This window comes from Citrobacter sp. Cpo090 (assembly GCF_030332665.1).
Classification (GTDB): Bacteria; Pseudomonadota; Gammaproteobacteria; order Enterobacterales; family Enterobacteriaceae; genus Citrobacter; species Citrobacter portucalensis.
The window spans coordinates 463,477-481,465 of sequence record NZ_JAOWHK010000031.1 but is presented as its reverse complement, the minus strand read 5'-3'; the positions used below and the strand labels follow the sequence as shown (position 1 = coordinate 481,465).

14 protein-coding genes are annotated in these 17,989 nt (G+C 53.9%); 6 read left to right on the top strand and 8 right to left on the bottom strand.

Annotation, left to right across the window (positions count from 1 at the left end; genetic code table 11):
* Nucleotides 1–158 precede the first annotated feature (158 nt).
* On the bottom strand, nt 159–821 hold the full coding sequence (gene ytfE / locus OGY83_RS17250; protein WP_003025690.1) for an iron-sulfur cluster repair protein YtfE: 663 nt from the start codon (nt 819–821) through the stop codon (nt 159–161).
* A 244-nt stretch (nt 822–1,065) separates the two neighbouring features.
* Between ytfE and OGY83_RS17245 the strand changes: the two genes are divergently transcribed.
* Entirely contained in the window at nt 1,066–2,619 is a 1,554-nt protein-coding gene (locus OGY83_RS17245) for a methyl-accepting chemotaxis protein (protein ID WP_286636413.1), read from the top strand.
* Between the two features lie 61 nt (nt 2,620–2,680).
* On the opposite strand, the gene OGY83_RS17240 is transcribed toward OGY83_RS17245, so the two are convergent.
* The 3 genes from OGY83_RS17240 to OGY83_RS17230 form a co-directional block, all read right to left on the bottom strand.
* A complete protein-coding gene (locus OGY83_RS17240) occupies nt 2,681–3,646 on the bottom strand; it encodes a DMT family transporter (protein WP_286636427.1) in 966 nt (321 codons plus the stop codon).
* Nucleotides 3,647–3,722: 76 nt separating this feature from the next.
* Nucleotides 3,723–4,547 (bottom strand): AraC family transcriptional regulator, encoded by an 825-nt coding sequence (locus OGY83_RS17235; RefSeq protein WP_032944272.1) that lies wholly within the window; start codon nt 4,545–4,547, stop codon nt 3,723–3,725.
* Nucleotides 4,548–4,628: 81 nt separating this feature from the next.
* Nucleotides 4,629–5,477: an SDR family oxidoreductase gene (locus OGY83_RS17230; RefSeq protein ID WP_194211543.1), complete on the bottom strand. Its 849-nt coding sequence runs from the start codon at nt 5,475–5,477 to the stop codon at nt 4,629–4,631.
* Nucleotides 5,478–5,567: 90 nt separating this feature from the next.
* Between OGY83_RS17230 and OGY83_RS17225 the strand changes: the two genes are divergently transcribed.
* Nucleotides 5,568–5,948 carry a winged helix-turn-helix transcriptional regulator gene (locus OGY83_RS17225; RefSeq protein WP_032934267.1) on the top strand — a complete coding sequence of 127 codons (381 nt, stop codon included), beginning with the start codon at nt 5,568–5,570 and terminating at the stop codon, nt 5,946–5,948.
* Between the two features lie 47 nt (nt 5,949–5,995).
* On the opposite strand, the gene OGY83_RS17220 is transcribed toward OGY83_RS17225, so the two are convergent.
* Nucleotides 5,996–7,939 (bottom strand): bifunctional 2',3'-cyclic-nucleotide 2'-phosphodiesterase/3'-nucleotidase, encoded by a 1,944-nt coding sequence (locus tag OGY83_RS17220; RefSeq protein WP_286636411.1) that lies wholly within the window; start codon nt 7,937–7,939, stop codon nt 5,996–5,998.
* A gap of 188 nt (nt 7,940–8,127) precedes the next feature.
* On the opposite strand from OGY83_RS17220, the gene cysQ reads away from it, so the two are divergent.
* Complete coding sequence (gene cysQ / locus OGY83_RS17215; RefSeq protein ID WP_191234283.1) at nt 8,128–8,868, top strand: 3'(2'),5'-bisphosphate nucleotidase CysQ; 741 nt, start codon at nt 8,128–8,130, stop codon at nt 8,866–8,868.
* Here cysQ and OGY83_RS17210 read toward each other — a convergent pair.
* The gene (locus OGY83_RS17210; RefSeq protein ID WP_003830421.1) at nt 8,858–9,415 is read right to left on the bottom strand and encodes a YtfJ family protein; all 558 of its coding nucleotides are present in this window, start codon (nt 9,413–9,415) and stop codon (nt 8,858–8,860) included. The two genes, cysQ and OGY83_RS17210, sit on opposite strands and share 11 nt — an antisense overlap.
* A gap of 328 nt (nt 9,416–9,743) precedes the next feature.
* Here OGY83_RS17210 and OGY83_RS17205 point away from each other — a divergent pair, with 328 nt between their 5' ends.
* Nucleotides 9,744–9,950: a DUF1107 domain-containing protein gene (locus OGY83_RS17205; protein ID WP_003025710.1), complete on the top strand. Its 207-nt coding sequence runs from the start codon at nt 9,744–9,746 to the stop codon at nt 9,948–9,950.
* 66 nt (nt 9,951–10,016) lie between these two features.
* Here the strand turns inward: OGY83_RS17205 and paeA are convergent, their stop codons facing one another.
* Nucleotides 10,017–11,357 carry a polyamine export protein PaeA gene (gene paeA / locus OGY83_RS17200; protein ID WP_079939065.1) on the bottom strand — a complete coding sequence of 447 codons (1,341 nt, stop codon included), beginning with the start codon at nt 11,355–11,357 and terminating at the stop codon, nt 10,017–10,019.
* Between the two features lie 273 nt (nt 11,358–11,630).
* Entirely contained in the window at nt 11,631–12,269 is a 639-nt protein-coding gene (gene msrA / locus OGY83_RS17195; RefSeq protein ID WP_286636409.1) for a peptide-methionine (S)-S-oxide reductase MsrA, read from the bottom strand.
* Between the two features lie 212 nt (nt 12,270–12,481).
* Between msrA and tamA the strand changes: the two genes are divergently transcribed.
* Together tamA and tamB are read left to right on the top strand one after the other, a co-directional pair.
* Complete coding sequence (tamA, locus tag OGY83_RS17190; protein WP_286636408.1) at nt 12,482–14,215, top strand: autotransporter assembly complex protein TamA; 1,734 nt, start codon at nt 12,482–12,484, stop codon at nt 14,213–14,215.
* Nucleotides 14,212–17,988 (top strand): autotransporter assembly complex protein TamB, encoded by a 3,777-nt coding sequence (gene tamB, locus OGY83_RS17185; RefSeq protein WP_123268569.1) that lies wholly within the window; start codon nt 14,212–14,214, stop codon nt 17,986–17,988. The genes tamA and tamB overlap by 4 nt, the downstream gene beginning before the upstream one ends.
* Nucleotide 17,989 lies beyond the last annotated feature (1 nt).

Below are 17,989 nucleotides of genomic sequence, written 5' to 3'. Positions count from 1 at the left end.
CGCAGTGAGATGTAGGCCGGATAAGGCGTTTACGCCGTATTATGCCGCCGGGATTGCCTGATGCGCTGCGCTTATCAGGCCTACGTTCTGACACAAAAAAAGGCCACATAAGCAGTGGCCGAATTCGGACTTAGGAAGGCGCTCTCAGGCGCCTTTTTTTATTCACCTGCGAGGGCACGCGGGAACAACACATTGTTTTCCAGGCTGATGTGTTCCATCAGGTCGTCGATCATCTCGTTAATGCCGTTATACATGGCTTTCCAGGTGGTGCAGGCCTCTGGTGGCGGCGTTACGTTATGGGTGATGTGTTTGATCACTTCCACCAGTTCACCAGCATCGTCATGTTCGCTTTCCATCACGCTGATTGGCCCCATCGCCTGGCTGCCCATGCCTTGTTTGATCATCGGGAACAGGATCTGCTCTTCTTTCATCATGTGGCTGGACAGCTCTTCATGCAGCATGGTCAGGTTTTTCGCCAGGCCGCGCGGTACGTTCGGTTTGTCTGCGTGAACGCGTTCAACTTTAGTGGCCTGCAGGATCAGTTCCGGCAGCTGTTCGCGGTGTCTGTCGTGATAACGCACAATGATATGGTCGATGATTTCAGCCAGAGCCACGGTACGCCAGTCTTTCTCCAGCGGCTGTTCAGCCAGCTGCGCGAGCTGCGCTTCAATCACGTCTAAATCCAGCTCTTTACGCGCGGCTGCACGTGCCAGCGTTTGCTTACCGCCGCAGCAGTAATCCATATCGTATTTACGAAACAGGGCCGAAGCGCGAGGAATAGAGAGCGCCAGTTCACCTAAAGGTTGATCGCGATAAGACATTGCCGTTACCTCATTCTCAATAATATAAGATGTATTTTAAATGCAACTTATGACGAAGGATATAACCCTTTAGAGGCAGAGGATTTTGTGATGACTGTCACGAAAATTTCTTATCTCTTTAACGTGCTGAATCTTATTGGAAAGGAGTGGTACGGCGAAAAAAGCTGCACCAGAGGATTAAATAAGCGCACGCCGCTGCCGATAGTTAGACCTCAGACAATACCTGCATAATAAAAGGCTACAGATGTTCAAACGAATCAAAGTGATAACCTTACTTATCACCGTGTTACTTGCGCTGGGCGCAATGCAGCTCATCTCCGCGGGCGTCTTTATTGGCGCGCTCAATAACGATAAGCAGAACTTTAACGTATCTCAACTTTCCAGCCAGAACGTGGCTGAGTTTACCGATGCATGGATCAGCCTGAACCAGGCTCGCGTCACGCTCAACCGGGGCATGCTGCGTTTACAGGGAACGATGGCCAGCGATATTAACGGCGGTCAGTTGCAGGAGCTGGTGAACACGGCAAATCGCCTGTTGGCCGAATCGAAAGAGCATTACGATAAATACTACGCTCTGCCGGAAACGCCGGGGCTGGATGAGCATCTGGCCGATCGACTGGAAGAGCAGTACGGCATCTACTCTGCGACGCTGGCAAAAATGAACGCGCTGCTGGCTGAAGGAAAGCTGGAAGAGATGTTCAAGCAGAATGCCGAGCAAAAGCAAATGGCCATGCAGGAAGTTTATCGGCAATGGCGTAGCGCGCAAACGGCGCTGGCCACTGCCGGAGTGCAGGACAATGAGAGTGATTATCAGAAGATAATCTGGCTGCTGTCCGCGGTGATGCTGATTGTCGTCACCGTGATTATCGCCAGTTGGCTGGCGATGCAGCGAGTGCTGCTCAAGCCGCTCCACGAGGTGATGGGACATATTCGCCATATTGCCGCAGGTGATTTGACGCACCGCATCAACGCCGATGGCAGTAATGAAATGGCGCTGCTGGCAAGCAGTGTCCGCGACATGCAGCAGGCGCTGGCGAATACGGTCAGCGTGGTGCGTGACGGGGCCGATACTATCTATACCGGCGCGGGTGAAATCGCCGCTGGCAGCAACGATCTCTCTTCACGTACCGAGCAGCAGGCTGCCTCTCTGGAAGAGACTGCTGCCAGCATGGAACAACTTACCGCAACCGTGAGACAGAACGCGGATAACGCGCGTCAGGCGACCAGTCTGGCAAAAAATGCCTCGCAGACGGCGCAGAAAGGCGGAAACGTGGTCGATGGCGTGGTGCGTACGATGGATGAAATCGCCACCAGTTCCAGCAAAATCGCGCAAATTACCACAGTTATCGACGGTATTGCCTTCCAGACTAATATTCTTGCGCTGAACGCGGCGGTAGAAGCGGCGCGTGCGGGCGAGCAGGGGCGTGGGTTTGCTGTGGTCGCAGGCGAGGTTCGTACGCTGGCGCAGCGTAGCGCTCAGGCGGCGAAAGAGATTAAAGCGCTGATTGATGACTCGGGGAATCGAGTCAATGCCGGTACGGCGCTGGTACATGAAGCGGGCGAAACGATGGCGGAAATTGTTAGCGCCGTGACCCGCGTGACCGACATCATGGGGGAGATTGCCTCTGCTTCTGATGAACAAAGTCGGGGTATCGATCAGGTAGGCCAGGCGGTTGCCGAGATGGATCGCGTGACGCAGCAAAACGCCTCGCTGGTAGAAGAGTCCGCTTCCGCCGCTGCCGCGCTTGAAGAGCAGGCCGCGCGGTTGAATCAGACGGTGGCGGTGTTTAAAGTTTAACGTCTGCTCCGGCCTACAAGATATTACCCAGTAGGCCGGATAAGCAGCGCCAACCGGCACATTATGATTGTGAAACCACCACGACGCTCGGTTTCTGCGGCTTGGCTCTGACGGCTATCACCACCCCAACCATCAGCAGTGCTATTCCGCTAACCGTCAGCAGAGGTGGAAATTCCTGACGCAGAATAAAGGTGTACAACAAACCGGCCAGCGTTTCGAAGACAATCAACGGGCCGAGGATCACCGTCGGCAATTTTTGGCTGGCGACGTTCCAGCACAGTGCGCCAACCCACGAACACAAGACCGCAATGGCTATCATCAGGCCGATAAACACACCCGGACGCGGACCGAAGGGCAGAGCGAAGTCCGGCGTTTGCCCGTTCAGCCACAGGCAGGCGACAATATAACCGAGCAGAGAAACAGGCAGCGTCACCAATGCCTGGGCCGTCGCCCACATCATCGGGTGCTTATCCGGATTCTCGCGCAGCCAGCGGGCATTACGCAGCGCATACCACGCCCAACACACCACCGAGACAAGCGCCAGCGCGATGCCGGAACCATAACGCCAGCCGCTAAAGTCTGGTAACCCCTGATTCAGCTCCGAGATATTCACGCACAGCAGTCCTATACCAATCAGCACCAGCGCAGGTGACAGACGCCACCATGATAATTTGCCGTCACGCTGGCTGTAGAGCAGGTTAGCGAAGACCGGGATCACCACCGGTAATGTACCAATAATCATTGTGGAGACCGGTGCGCCGGTGCGCTGAATGGCGCTTGCCAGGCAAACGTAATAAATCAGATTCCCCATCATTGTTAGCGTCAGCGCAGTTATCCAGTCTTTCCGCACAAGTTGACGCAGGCGCACACGTCCCAGCCAGGCAATCGGCAATGCGATCAGCCCCAGCGCCAGATAACGCCCCATCGACTGCAATACCGCCGGGTATTCCGGTACGATCAGCGGTCCAACAAAAATTAATCCCCACATCAGCCCGGCCAGCAGGGCATACAACACACCGCTAATCATTTTTGACATCCACATCGTTTAACAATGAGTCGAGTGTAGGCAGGAAAAATGCCGCCGTATTGTATGAGATTGCTGATCAACGCCGGACGACTTGTTTCTGATAACGCACCGGCGTAATGCCGTAGCGATGGGTAAACGCGCGGGTAAGATGCGACTGGTCGGTGAGGCCGGTTGCGGCGGCGACCTCTGCGGCGGGCATACCGTAAGTGAGAAAACCTTTGGCTCGCCACAGGCGGATAGCCATCAGCATCTGGTGCGGCGTGACGTGGAAATGAGATTTAAACTGGCGCTGAAAATGCCAGGGACTCAGTGATGCAACCCGCGCCAGCTCGTCGAGCGTGACCGGATGCATATAATTATCGTGCAGATACTCGCGTACCCGTTCAAAGCGATGCGCCCCCTCCGGCAATACCGGCGCATGGCGGGCCAGCGGCTGGAACGTGTCGATCAGATCGAGCAATAATCCTTTTTGCGCCAGCGGATCCTCCGTGTTCCACAGGCCATGGATTAGCGAGCAGATCTGGCGCGAGCGCAGCGGATCGTGACGCGTTACGTCATGAAACCACCAGTGGCGGATCCCGGTGACCTCTTCCAGAAGATCGGGTTCAAGATAAATCATTCGATAGCGCCAGCCGTCGGCAGTTTCAGCTTCGCCGGTATGCAGCTCATCGGGATTCATGGTGACGACGGAATGGGCGGGGGCAACATACTGCGTACCGCGATAGCGAAAACGTTCGGCTCCGGCTTCTATCGCGCCAATGCCAAACGCTTCATGGGTGTGCGGCTCAAAGGCGTAACGCGAGATGTGCGCATGATACAGCTCAACGCCCGGCACTTGCGCCAGATGGCGAAAGCGGGCGCTGTCTTTCTCATCAATAAACTGCTCAGGTACACCTTGCACGTTTTCTCTCCCCACGCATCATCCTGTCATTATCAGAGAGGATGCGCGGGGATGCCACCACAATTAACTAATTTTTAACACTTACACGATGCCTTTGACGCTGTCAGCCAACGAGGTGGTCGGGCGACCAATCAGTTTGCTTAGCGTATGGCTATCGTCGAACAGACCGCCTTTGGAGGCGCCTGTGTCTGAGTCAGCCAGCATGTCCGCCAGTCCGGCAGGCAGACCCACACCTTTTAGCGCGGCGGCAAAATCAGCTTCGCTCAGGTTCTGATACACCACTTTTTTGCCGCTCTGTTTTGCCAGCTCGGCAGCCAACTGGCTCAGGGTCCAGCCTGCGTCGCCCGCCAGCTCATAGGTTTTTCCGGCATGACCGTCTTCACTGATGACGCGCGCCGCAGCGGCGCCATAGTCGGCGCGAGTCGCTGAGGCGATTTTGCCTTCACCTGCAGCCCCGATAAACACGCCATGTTCCAGTGCCGCCGGTGCGCTGGCGAGATAGTTTTCGGTGTACCAGCCGTTACGCAGCAGTGCGTACGCGATACCGGATTCTGCCAGCATCTTCTCGGTTGCCACATGCTCATCGGCCAGCCCAAGCGGGGAGGTGTCGGCGTGCAGCAGGCTGGTGTAGGCGATAAATTTTACGTGGGCGGCTTTCGCTGCGTTAATCACGTTGCGATGCTGTGGGGCACGTTGTCCCACTTCGCTGGAGGAGATCAGCAGTAGCTTGTCGATACCCTGTAAGGCAGTTGTAAAGGCGGCTTCATCACTGTAATCCGCCTGACGAACGGTAATGCCCTGCTGGCTAAGCGCCGTCGCTTTAGCGGGATTACGCACAATTGCCACAATCTGGCTGGCAGGGACGGTTTTCAGCAGAGATTCAATAACGTGTTGGCCCAGTTGGCCGGTGGCGCCGGTAATCGCGATCATGGGGTGACTCCTTGGTATTGGTCTTGTGTTTAATCACGCTAACACCTAAACTTACTTTTAGTAAGTACGCACAAAAAGGTTAGTATGAAAATGACAGCTTCGACGCTCTCCCAGCAGTTACGCGATGGCAACTTGTTTGCCGAACAGTGTCCCTCCCGCGAGGTGTTAAAACACGTCACCAGCCGCTGGGGCGTGTTGATTCTGGTGGCGCTGCGCGACGGTACGCACCGTTTCAGCGATTTGCGCCGTAAGATGGGCGGGGTCAGTGAAAAGATGCTGGCGCAATCCCTGCAAGCGTTAGAGCATGACGGGTTTATCAATCGGGTGTCGTATCCGGTAGTACCACCGCATGTGGAGTATAGCCTGACGCCGTTGGGTGAGCAGGTGAGCGATAAAGTCGCCGCGCTGGCGGACTGGATAGAACTGAATTTGCCGCAGGTTTTAGCGCAGCGGGACGAACGGGCTGCGTAGCTTTGTAGGCCGGATAAGACGCTATTGCGTTGCATCCGGCACAAAAGTTACTTACTTAAATCCAGCTGATAAATGGCGAAACCGATATCATCGGTTGCGACTTTCTTCAGCGGATACTGGCCTTTCTCTTTAATAAACGCAGCGGCTTTATCAGACGGTGATGTTTCAAAGCGAATATCCAGTGGTGTATCGCTGTGAATCGGCGCCAGACGCCAGTTGTTATCTGCCGCCGGGTGAATTTCACCGGCACGCTTCGTCTGTGCACCAATCCAGGCCGCCAGCACCGAGCGGTTTTCATCCGGAGAGGCAAACGCGATGTGGCTGTCGCCGGTTCCGGCAAATTTACCGCCGTAGGCGCGATAGTTGTTGGTCGCGATGAGGAAGGTGGCATTCAGATCGATTGGTTTGCCGTTAAAGGTCAGATTTTTAATACGTTCCGCTTTCGGGTTAATGGTCTGACATTCACCGTCGTAGCGAGCAGGTTGTGAAACATCAATCTGATAATTCACACCGTCAATCACATCGAAATTATAGGTACGGAAGCCATCCCAGTTAATCAACGACTGTGGTTTGCTGCTGTGGATATCAATCTGATTGAACTGCCCGGCGGAACATTCCAGCCACTCTTTCACCTCTTTACCGCTGGCTTTCACCACCACCAGAGTGTTGGGATAGAGATACAAATCAGCGGCGTTACGGAAGGTTAACTGACCTTTTTCGACTTCTACAAAGCTTGCCGGATCGTTCTTGCGTCCACCGACCTTAAACGGCGCGGCGGCGGAAAGTACCGGTAGTTTTGCCAGATCCGGATCGCCCTGAATAAAGTGTTCCACATAGGCTTTCTGCGCGTTGTTCACCACCTGTACGGTCGGGTCATCTTGTACCAGCGCCAGATAGCTGTACATGTTATCGGCGGATTTACCGATCGGTTTGCTGACAAACTCACGCGTGGCGTCGTGATCGGCTTTCAGGATCTCAACGATTTTTTTGTCTTCTGCTGCCAGTGATTTTTTGGCCGCGGCGTCATAGATCGGGCGCGCCTCGGCTTTCGCCTGAGTGACCTGCCATTTACCGCTGTCGTTATTCAGCACGAGATCCACCACGCCCAGGTGATCGCCCCACATACCCGGCATCACCGCAGGAACCCTGTTCAGCGTACCTTTTGTGATATCTGCGCCTTTAATATTGGCAAAGTCTTTACCCGGGAAGACAGCGTGAGCGTGACCAAACATAATGGCATCCACGCCCGGTACTTCACTGAGGTAATAAACGGAGTTTTCCGCCATCGTTTGATATGGGTCGGCAGAAAGCCCGGAGTGAGCAACCACCACCACGACATCTGCGCCTTTTTCCCGCATTTCCGGAACGTATTTGCGTGCACTTTCCGTAATGTCGTTCACCGTTACTTTGCCGCTGAGGTTGGCTTTATCCCAGGTCATAATCTGTGGTGGCACAAAGCCGATATAGCCAATCTTCAGCGTCTGTTTGTTCCCTTCCTTGTCGACCACCTCTGTGTCTTTGATTAAGTAAGGCGTAAACAGCGGCTTTTTGGTCTTAACGTCGATGATATTGGCGTTAATGTAAGGGAATTTCGCCCCGGCCAGCGCGTTGTGCAGATACTCCAGACCGTAGTTGAATTCATGGTTGCCGAGGTTACCCACCGCGTAATCCAGGGTATTCAGCGCCTTATATACCGGGTGAGTTTCGCCCGCTTTCAGCCCTTTAGCCGCCATGTAATCCCCGAGCGGGCTGCCCTGAATCAGATCGCCATTATCAACCAGCACGCTGTTTTTGACTTCACCACGCGCAGCGTTGATCAGACTTGCCGTACGTACCAGACCGAATTTTTCTGTCGGTGTATCTTTGTAATAATCGAAATCCATCATATTACTATGTAAATCAGTGGTTTCCATTATACGTAGATCGACGGTCGCGGCATTGACGCTGGCTGCAATCAGCGTTGCCAGAAGCGTTGCACTAAACTTAATCATCAGGGGCATCCTTTTAAGATCTAAGCCACAAAAGAAAATGTATATAAATCTTCTTGCTTACAGAACTGTGAATCATGACATGAATATAGCGTCTAAAACCGCAGACGCTATCACAGTTGGCGGATCCCCTGACGATCGGGTATAAGTAAAACAACGAGTTAACACCACTGATATAAACGAGGTGGAGAATGCTAGAACATGTATGCCAGCTTGCACGGAACGCGGGCGATGCCATTATGCAGGTCTACGATGGAATCAAACCGATGGAGATTACCAGCAAGCAGGATGATTCTCCGGTCACGGCGGCGGATATCGCCGCGCATACGGTGATCCTCGAAGGATTACTGGCGCTGACGCCAGATATTCCTGTTCTGTCTGAAGAAGCTCCTCCTGGCTGGGATGTTCGCCAGCACTGGCAGCGCTACTGGCTGGTGGACCCGCTGGACGGGACCAAAGAGTTCATTAAGCGTAACGGTGAATTTACCGTCAATATTGCGCTGATCGAGAAAGGAAAGCCGGTTCTGGGCGTGGTTTACGCGCCGGTAATGAAAGTGATGTACAGCGCAGCAGAAGGTAAAGCGTGGAAAGAAGAGTGCGGCGTACGCAAACAAATTCAGGTTCGTGACGCGCGTCCGCCGCTGGTGGTGATTAGCCGCTCGCATGCCGACAATGAGTTAAAAGAGTATCTGCAACAGTTGGGCGAGCACCAGACCACGTCGATTGGCTCATCGCTGAAGTTCTGCCTGGTGGCGGAAGGGCACGCGCAGCTGTATCCGCGTTTTGGGCCAACCAACGTATGGGATACCGCCGCGGGCCATGCCGTTGCCGCCGCAGCCGGAGCGCACGTTCACGACTGGCAGGGGAAAACTCTGGATTACACCCCACGTGAATCGTTCCTCAACCCCGGCTTCCGCGTCTCTATTTACTGAGTAATTTATGCAGCAGGGCAATCACCTGCTGCACCTCTTCCTGCGTTAATGCGCCATCTTTTGCCCACTGCACGCGTCCGTCCTTGTCGAGTACGACAATAGCGGAGCTCTCTTCATCCAGTTGCCAGGCTTTACGCGCAATGCCATTGCTGTCGACAATGAATTGCGACCACGGGTAGAGCTTCTTATTGCTTTCCAGACTGCTGCGCACAAACATACCGGAGCCGGGAATGGCGTCATCCGTGTTGACGATAGTGGTGGTCTGGTATTTGTCGTGCGGCAGGTTGGCGGCTTTGATTGCCTCGATCAGCGTCGCATTTTTCTCTTTGGCGGAGGTGCGTCCGGCAATGTGTTGCACAATTCGCACTTTGCCTGGCAACTGCGCGCTATTCCAGCTTTTGTAGCTAAACTTATCGTTATCGAGAATCAGTTCGCCGCGATCGGCGATCCCCACCGGTGGTACGCGTTGGTCAGTCTCAAACTTATGTGCGGAGGCAATCATCGGCAGCAGTAGGCATGACAGCGCCAGCAGTTTTCGTAAGGTCATAGGTTTTCCTTCTTTCTTTTATTTTGCAGGTGATCCGACCACTTGGGTCTGGAATTTAATCATATGTGCGATTGATGCTTTTTCCCGCAAGCGCGATGCCAGTTTGCGGACGGGCGCACAAATCCTGCGAAAAATGAAGGCTTATACTGAAGACAGCGAAGCGTTGAAAAGATAATTCTGAATAATTGTAACTTGAAGGTAAATAAACTTATACACGCTGGAAACATTAACGAGATAGTCTATAGTCATAGGGCATTAAAATTTGCGCCTGAGGATTGTCGGACCGATTGTGGTACCGCAAAGGCGTAATGCTCAGCAGGAGACAACAATGAAAATTTTCCAACGATACAACCCGCTGCAGGTGGCGAAGTACGTGAAGATCCTGTTTCGTGGACGGTTATATATCAAGGATGTAGGCGCTTTTGAATTTGATAAGGGTAAGATTCTTATCCCAAAAGTGAAGGACAAGCTGCATTTTTCCGTGATGTCCGAAGTTAACCGTCAGGTCTTGCGTCTGCAAACTGAGATGGCTTGATCAAAGTGCTATGCAGTAGTTAAAAAAACGGCTCCTGATGGGAGCCGTTGATGTTTCTGTAAGGCGTTAAGATGCCTTTGCCTCTTCTTTTGCATCTGGCAGTTTTGGTACCAGAACAGTAGGTTTACTGTCCAGACGCGTCACCAGCAGCTGATCGATCTTGTAGTTATCGATATCCACCACTTCAAATTTGTAGCCTGAATACTTCACCGAGTCGGTGCGTTTCGGGATTTTACGCAGCATGAACATCATAAAACCACCAATGGTTTCATAGTTGCCGGACTGCGGGAACTCGTCGATATCCAGCACGCGCATCACGTCATCAATCGGCGTACCGCCGTCGACTAACCATGAGTTTTCATCGCGCGCCACGATCTGCTCTTCCAGACCCTGGCCTACCAGATCGCCCATCAGCGTCGTCATAACGTCGTTGAGCGTGATAATTCCCACCACCAGCGCGTACTCGTTCATGATGACGGCGAAGTCTTCGCCTGCGGTCTTGAAGCTTTCCAGCGCTTCAGAGAGCGTCAGCGTGTCCGGGACGATCAGCGTATTGCGGATCTGTACGCCGCTGTTCAGCGCCATGCTTTGGTTCGCCAGTACGCGGTTGAGGAGATCCTTTGAATCAACATAACCAATGATGTGGTCGATATCTTCGTTACACACCAGGAATTTGGAGTGTGGATGTTCCGCCACCTTGTTCTTCAGGCTTTGCTCATCTTCATGGAGATCGAACCAGATAATATTCTCGCGCGAGGTCATTGAAGACGGGACGGTACGGGATTCCAGTTCGAACACATTTTCAATCAGCTCATGTTCCTGCTTGCGCAGAACACCCGCCAGCGCACCGGCTTCGACCACGGCGTAAATGTCGTCCGAGGTGATGTCGTCTTTACGCACCATTGGGATCTTGAACAGACGGAAAATGTTGTTTGCCAGACCGTTAAAGAACCACACCAGCGGGCGGAAGACCAGCAGGCAGAAGCGCATCGGGTTGATGATACGCAAAGCCACAGCTTCTGGCGCAATCATACCGATGCGTTTCGGGGTTAAATCCGCGAACAGGATGAACAGGCCAGTAACCAGCGAGAATGACAGAATGAAGCTTAACTGTTCGGACAGCTCTGGAGCGAAGTACTTCGAGAAAAGGCTGTAAAACGCCGGGGAGAATGCCGCATCACCGACGATACCACCGAGAATGGCGACCGCGTTAAGGCCAATTTGCACGACGGTAAAAAACATGCCGGGGTTTTCCTGCATCTTCAAAACACGTTGTGCGTTTACGTTGCCGTCATCGGCAAGCAGTTTAAGTTTTATTTTGCGCGATGCAGCAAGCGAGATCTCAGATATCGAGAAAAACGCACTCACGGCGATCAGGCAGAGAATGACTAAAATACTGTTTAACATATCTTATCCGACCGTTCAGGTCAGATCCTCGGAAGGGAGAAGTTGATACTCGTCGACTTTCAAGCCGCAGGTGCGTTAGCTGCACTCATTCACCCCAGTCACATAGTTATCTATGCTCCTGGGGATTCACGAGTTTGCCGCCTGCCTGCAACTCGAAATCCATAGAGTATAAATCCAATGGAATATTCAATGAAAACCGGTCCGAAGGGAGTGGACCGGTAATTTCAGAAGCTAGTATAGCGTAAGGCACTGTAAAGTCGCCAGAGGGGGAAATTATCCTTGTGGCGGCAGGCAAACACCAATGCCGCCAATGCCACAATATCCGTAAGGATTTTTGTGCAAATACTGCTGGTGATCGTCCTCGGCATAATAGAACGGCGTTGCCGTAGTGATTTCCGTGGTAACGGTGCGCTCGTCGCCTGCGGCGGTCATTGCTGCCTGAAAACGCTCAAGGCTGGCCTGTGCCGCGGCGGTTTGTTCCGGTGTTAACGGGTAAATGGCGGAGCGATACTGCGTGCCCTGGTCGTTCCCCTGACGCATGCCTTGAGCCGGGTCGTGATTTTCCCAGAACACCTGCAGCAGTTGATCGTAGCTGATAACATGCGGGTCATAGACGATGCGTACCGCTTCGGCATGCCCGGTATCGCCAGAACACACTTCCCGATAGGTTGGGTTTGGGGTGTAGCCGCCGGTGTATCCGGCCGCCGTGCTGTAGACTCCCGGCAATGACCAAAATAAACGCTCAACGCCCCAGAAACATCCCATGGCGAAATAAGCTATCTCCATACCGTCGGGCACGTTGGTCATCGAATGTTGGTTAACCGCATGCAGCGTTGCCACTGGCATCGGGGTGTTGCGTCCAGGTAGGGCATCTGCTTGAGTAACAAGATGCTTTCTATCAAATAAACTCATGGCCGTTCTCCCGAAATCAGTCATTTGGGTTAAGGTTGTAACGAGACGCGTCTTTGCTCACAATAAACAGCGTGAATACGTCTAGAGTTAAACATAAGAAATATTTGGGTTGTCGTCTGTTTTTCAACTCTTATTGTTGATTTTTTGTTAAGCCGAGGAACGGCATAGTATTTTTTTCCAGGGGTGGGAAAAAAGGATATTCAGGAGAAAATGTGCCACATATCCGTCAGTTATGTTGGGTGGGATTACTGTGCTTAAGTGGCTCCGCCGCCGCCGCGAATGTTCGCTTACAGGTCGAAGGATTATCAGGACCGCTGGAGAAAAACGTCCGTGCGCAGCTGTCCACGATTCAAAGTGATGAAGTCACTCCAGACCGACGCTTTCGTGCGCGCGTTGATGATGCCATCCGCGAAGGGCTAAAAGCGCTGGGCTACTTTGAGCCGACCATTGATTTTGAACTGCGTCCACCGCCGGCGAAAGGCCGCCAGGTGCTGATTGCCAAAGTGACCCCCGGCGAGCCGGTGCTGATTGGTGGCACCGAGGTGATTTTGCGCGGTGGCGCGCGTACGGATAAAGATTATCTGGATCTGCTGAAAACGCGCCCGGCAATCGGCACCGTGCTGAATCAGGGGGACTATGACAACTTCAAAAAGTCACTCACCAGCGTGGCGTTGCGTAAAGGTTATTTCGACAGTGAATTTAATAAAAGCCAGCTCGGGATAGCGCTTGAGCGTCGCCAGGCGTTCTGGGATATCGATTACAACAGCGGCGAACGCTATCGCTTTGGGCATGTCACCTTTGAAGGCTCGCAAATTCGCGATGAGTATCTGCAAAATCTGGTGCCCTTTAAAGAAGGTGAAGAGTACGAGTCGAAAGATCTGGGCGAACTGAACCGTCGTCTGTCGGCGACCGGATGGTTTAATTCCGTGGTCGTCGCGCCGGAGTTTGATAAAGCCCGCACAACCAAGGTGCTGCCGCTGAAAGGTGTGGTCTCACCGCGAACCGAAAACACCATCGAAACCGGGGTCGGTTATTCAACTGACGTCGGACCACGGGTGAAGACCTCGTGGAAAAAGCCGTGGATGAACTCCTACGGCCACAGCCTGACGACCAGCGCCAGTATCTCGGCGCCAGAGCAGGTGCTTGATTTCAGCTATAAAATGCCGCTGTTAAAGAACCCACTGGAACAGTATTACCTGGTACAGGGCGGCTTTAAGCGTACCGATTTAAACGACACCGAGCAGGACTCCACGACGCTTGCGGTTTCTCGCTACTGGGACCTCTCCAGCGGCTGGCAGCGCGCGATTAACCTGCGCTGGAGCCTCGACCACTTTACCCAGGGTAACGTCACTAACACCACCATGCTGCTCTATCCGGGCGTGATGATCAGCCGGACGCGTTCACGCGGCGGCTTGATGCCTGTCTGGGGCGACTCTCAGCGTTATTCTATTGATTACTCCAATACGGCCTGGGGTTCAGACGTTGATTTCTCTGTTTTCCAGGCGCAAAACGTCTGGATCCGTACGTTGTACGATCGCCATCGCTTTGTGATGCGCGGTAATCTCGGCTGGATTGAAACCGGAGACTTCGACAAAGTACCGCCGGACCTGCGTTTCTTCGCCGGGGGCGATCGCAGTATTCGCGGCTATAAATACAAATCTATTTCGCCGGAAGGTAGCGACGGCAAGCTGAAAGGGGCCTCCAAGCTGGCAACTGGCTCGCTGGAATACCAGTACAACGTGACCGGTAAATGGTGGGGCGCGATGTTTGTCGATAGCGGTGAAGCGGTCAGCGATATTCGCCGAAGCGATTTCAAAACCGGTGCCGGGGTCGGCGTACGTTGGCAATCACCGGTTGGACCTATCAAGCTCGACTTTGCCGTCCCGGTCGGCGACAAAGATGAACATGGTTTACAGTTTTACATCGGTCTGGGGCCTGAATTATGAGTTTATGGAAGAAGATAAGCCTCGGCGTGCTGATTTTTATCCTGCTGTTGTTAGGCACGGTGGCGTTCCTCGTCGGCACCACCTCGGGCCTGCATCTGATCTTCAAAGCAGCTAATCGTTGGGTTCCGGGGCTGGAGATTGGTCAGGTCACCGGCGGCTGGCGGGATTTATCACTGAAAAATATTCGTTATGACCAGCCTGGCGTGGCGGTGAATGCCGGCGAAGTGCATCTGGCCGTAGGGCTTAACTGTCTGTGGGACAGCAGCCTGTGCGTCAACGATCTGGCGCTTAAAAACATCAACGTGGCGATCGACAGCAAAAAGATGCCGCCATCCGCGCCGGTTGAGGAAGAAGAGAGCGGTCCGCTTAATCTTTCCACGCCTTACCCCATCACGCTTTCGCGCGTGGCGCTGAACAACATCAATATCAAAATCGATGACACCACGGTGTCGGTGCTGGATTTTACCTCCGGCCTGAACTGGCAGGAAAAAACGCTAACCCTGAAGCCAACGTCATTACAGGGGCTACTGATTGCCCTGCCTAAAGTGGCGGAAGTGGCACAGGAAGAGGTCGTCGAACCGAAGATTCAAAACCCGCAGCCGGATGAAAAGCCGCTCGGCGAAACGCTAAAAGATCTGTTCTCAAAGCCGGTGCTGCCGGAAATGACCGATGTCCATCTGCCGCTCAATCTCAATATTGAAGAGTTTCGCGGCGAGCAACTGCGTGTGACCGGGGATACGGATTTAACGGTACATAGCATGCTGCTGAAAGTGAGCAGCATTGACGGCAATATGAAGCTCGACGCGCTGGATATCGACTCGAATCAGGGAACGGTAAAAGCCAGCGGCACGGCGCAACTGACCGACACGTGGCCGGTTGATATTACGTTAAACAGCACGCTAAACATCGACCCGTTAAAAGGCGAAAAGGTGAAGCTGAAGGTCGGCGGTGCGCTGCGCGAACAGCTGGAAGTTGGCGTCAATCTGTCTGGTCCGGTGGATATGGACCTGCGTGCGCAGACGCGTCTGGCGGAAGCCGGATTGCCGCTCAACATTGAGGTGGTGAGTAAGCAGGTTTACTGGCCGTTTACCGGTGAGAAACAGTTCCAGGCCGATGACATTAAGCTCAAACTGACCGGCAAGATGACCGACTATACGCTGTCGATGCGTACCGCCGTGAAAGGTCAGGATATTCCTCCGGCTACCATCACGCTGGACGCCAAAGGCAACGAGCAACAGATCAATCTCGACAAACTCAGCGTTGCGGCGCTGGAAGGCAAAACCGAGCTGAAAGCGCTGGTGGACTGGCAGCAGGCGATCAGCTGGCGCGGGGAGCTCACGCTGGATGGTATCAACACCGCAAAAGCGATCCCGGACTGGCCGTCAAAACTGAATGGCCTGGTGAAAACGCGCGGCAGTCTGTACGGCGGAAGCTGGCAGATGGAAGTTCCTGAGCTGAAGCTGACCGGCAACGTGAAGCAGAACAAGGTCAATGTGAACGGTTCGCTGAAGGGGAATAGCTACCTGCAGTGGACGATCCCGGGCCTGCATCTGGAACTGGGACGTAACAGTGCGGACGTGAAAGGGGAACTGGGGGTCAAAGACCTCAATCTCGACGCGACGATTGATGCCCCAAGCCTGGATAACGCGCTGCCGGGGCTGGGCGGTACGGCGAAAGGGCTGGTAAAAGTTCGCGGTACGGTTGAAGCACCACAGCTGCTGGCGGATATTACCGCCCGTGGTCTGCGCTGGCAGGAACTTTCTGTTGCTCAGGTACGCGTTGAAGGCGACGTGAAATCGGCCGAGCAAATCGCCGGTAATCTCAACGTTCGCGTAGAGCGAATTGTACAACCTGACGTGAATATCGGCCTGGTGACGCTCAACGCCAAAGGCAGTGAAAAGCAGCATGAGCTACAGTTGCGCATTCAGGGTGAGCCGGTTTCCGGGCAACTGGATCTTGCCGGGAGCTTTGATCGCAAAGAACAGCGCTGGAAAGGAGAGTTAAGCAATACCCGCTTCCAGACGCCGGTCGGTCCGTGGTCGCTCAACCGGGCTATCGCGCTGGATTACCGTAATCAGGAACAGAAAATTAGTATCGGGCCGCACTGCTGGAACAACCCGAATGCGGAGCTGTGCGTACCACAAACCATTGATGCCGGGGCAGAAGGTCGCGCGGTGGTGAATCTTAACCGCTTCGACCTGGCGATGCTAAAACCGTTTATGCCGGAGACAACCCAGGCCAGCGGCGTGTTCACCGGTAAAGCCGATGTGAGTTGGGACACCACCAAAGAGGGGCTGCCACAGGGGCAGGTCACTCTGAGCGGACGTAACGTGAAGGTCACGCAAAGCGTGAATGATGCCCCGCTCCCCGTGGCGTTTGAAACGCTGAATCTGACCGCCGACCTGCACAATAACCGTGCCGAGTTGGGCTGGCTGATTCGTCTGACCAACAACGGGCAGTTTGACGGACAGGTGCAGGTAACGGACCCGCAAGGGCGCCGTAATCTGGGCGGTAACGTCAATATTCGCAACTTCAATCTGGCGATGGTGAACCCCATCTTCTCGCGCGGTGAAAAAGCGGCAGGGATGATCAACGCCAACCTGCGGCTGGGCGGCGATGTGCAAAGCCCGCAGTTGCTCGGACAGCTGCAACTGAGTGGTCTGGATATTGACGGTAACTTTATGCCGTTTGACATGCAGCCAAGCCAGTTAGCCGTTAACTTTACCGGAACACGCTCCACGCTGGCGGGCGTGGTGCGTACGCAGCAGGGAGAAATTAACCTGAGCGGCGATGCCGACTGGAGTCAGATAGACAACTGGCGGGCGCGTGTCGCGGCTAAAGGCAGCAGGGTGCGTATTACCGTACCGCCGATGGTCCGCCTGGACGTATCGCCGGACGTGGTCTTTGAAGCCACGCCAAGCCTGTTCACCCTCGATGGCAACGTGGATGTGCCGTGGGCACGTATCGTGGTACATGACCTGCCGGAAAGCGCGGTTGGGGTTTCCAGCGATATGGTCATGCTTAACAATAATCTGCAGCCGGAGAAACCACAGACCGCCGGTATTCCGATCAACAGCAACCTGAACATCCACGTTGGTAATAACGTGCGTCTTGACGCCTTTGGTCTGAAAGCGCGCCTGACGGGCGATCTGAAAGTGGTGCAGGATAAGCAGGGGCTGGGGCTTAACGGGCAAATTAATATTCCGAGCGGTCGCTTCCACGCCTATGGTCAGGATCTGATTGTGCGTAAGGGCGAGCTGTTGTTCTCCGGTCCGCCGGATCAGCCATTGCTCAACATCGAAGCGATTCGTAACCCAGATGCTACCGAAGACGACGTGATCGCTGGCGTTCGCGTCACCGGTACCGCCGATGAACCGAAGGCGGAGATCTTCTCCGACCCGGCAATGTCGCAGCAAATGGCGCTTTCCTACCTGCTACGTGGACAAGGGCTGGATAGCGAACAGAGCGATAGCGCAGCGATGACTTCAATGCTTATTGGTCTGGGGGTTGCACAAAGTGGTCAGGTTGTGGGTAAAATCGGGGAGACATTTGGCGTAAGCAATCTGGCACTGGACACGCAAGGGGTGGGCGACTCATCTCAGGTGGTTGTCAGCGGATACGTACTGCCAGGTCTGCAGGTGAAATATGGTGTGGGTATATTTGACTCCTTAGCGACACTCACGCTACGTTATCGTCTGATGCCTAAGCTATATCTGGAAGCAGTGTCTGGCGTAGATCAGGCACTTGATTTGCTCTATCAGTTCGAGTTTTAGC

Coding starts and splice junctions, on each gene's coding strand:
- ytfE (WP_003025690.1), bottom strand. CDS start 821: ATGTCTTATCGCGATCAACCTTTAGGTGAACTGGCGCTCTCTATTCCT.
- OGY83_RS17245 (WP_286636413.1), top strand. CDS start 1,066: ATGTTCAAACGAATCAAAGTGATAACCTTACTTATCACCGTGTTACTT.
- OGY83_RS17240 (WP_286636427.1), bottom strand. CDS start 3,646: ATGATTAGCGGTGTGTTGTATGCCCTGCTGGCCGGGCTGATGTGGGGA.
- OGY83_RS17230 (WP_194211543.1), bottom strand. CDS start 5,477: ATGATCGCGATTACCGGCGCCACCGGCCAACTGGGCCAACACGTTATT.
- OGY83_RS17225 (WP_032934267.1), top strand. CDS start 5,568: ATGACAGCTTCGACGCTCTCCCAGCAGTTACGCGATGGCAACTTGTTT.
- OGY83_RS17220 (WP_286636411.1), bottom strand. CDS start 7,939: ATGATTAAGTTTAGTGCAACGCTTCTGGCAACGCTGATTGCAGCCAGC.
- cysQ (WP_191234283.1), top strand. CDS start 8,128: ATGCTAGAACATGTATGCCAGCTTGCACGGAACGCGGGCGATGCCATT.
- OGY83_RS17210 (WP_003830421.1), bottom strand. CDS start 9,415: ATGACCTTACGAAAACTGCTGGCGCTGTCATGCCTACTGCTGCCGATG.
- OGY83_RS17205 (WP_003025710.1), top strand. CDS start 9,744: ATGAAAATTTTCCAACGATACAACCCGCTGCAGGTGGCGAAGTACGTG.
- paeA (WP_079939065.1), bottom strand. CDS start 11,357: ATGTTAAACAGTATTTTAGTCATTCTCTGCCTGATCGCCGTGAGTGCG.
- msrA (WP_286636409.1), bottom strand. CDS start 12,269: ATGAGTTTATTTGATAGAAAGCATCTTGTTACTCAAGCAGATGCCCTA.
- tamB (WP_123268569.1), top strand. CDS start 14,212: ATGAGTTTATGGAAGAAGATAAGCCTCGGCGTGCTGATTTTTATCCTG.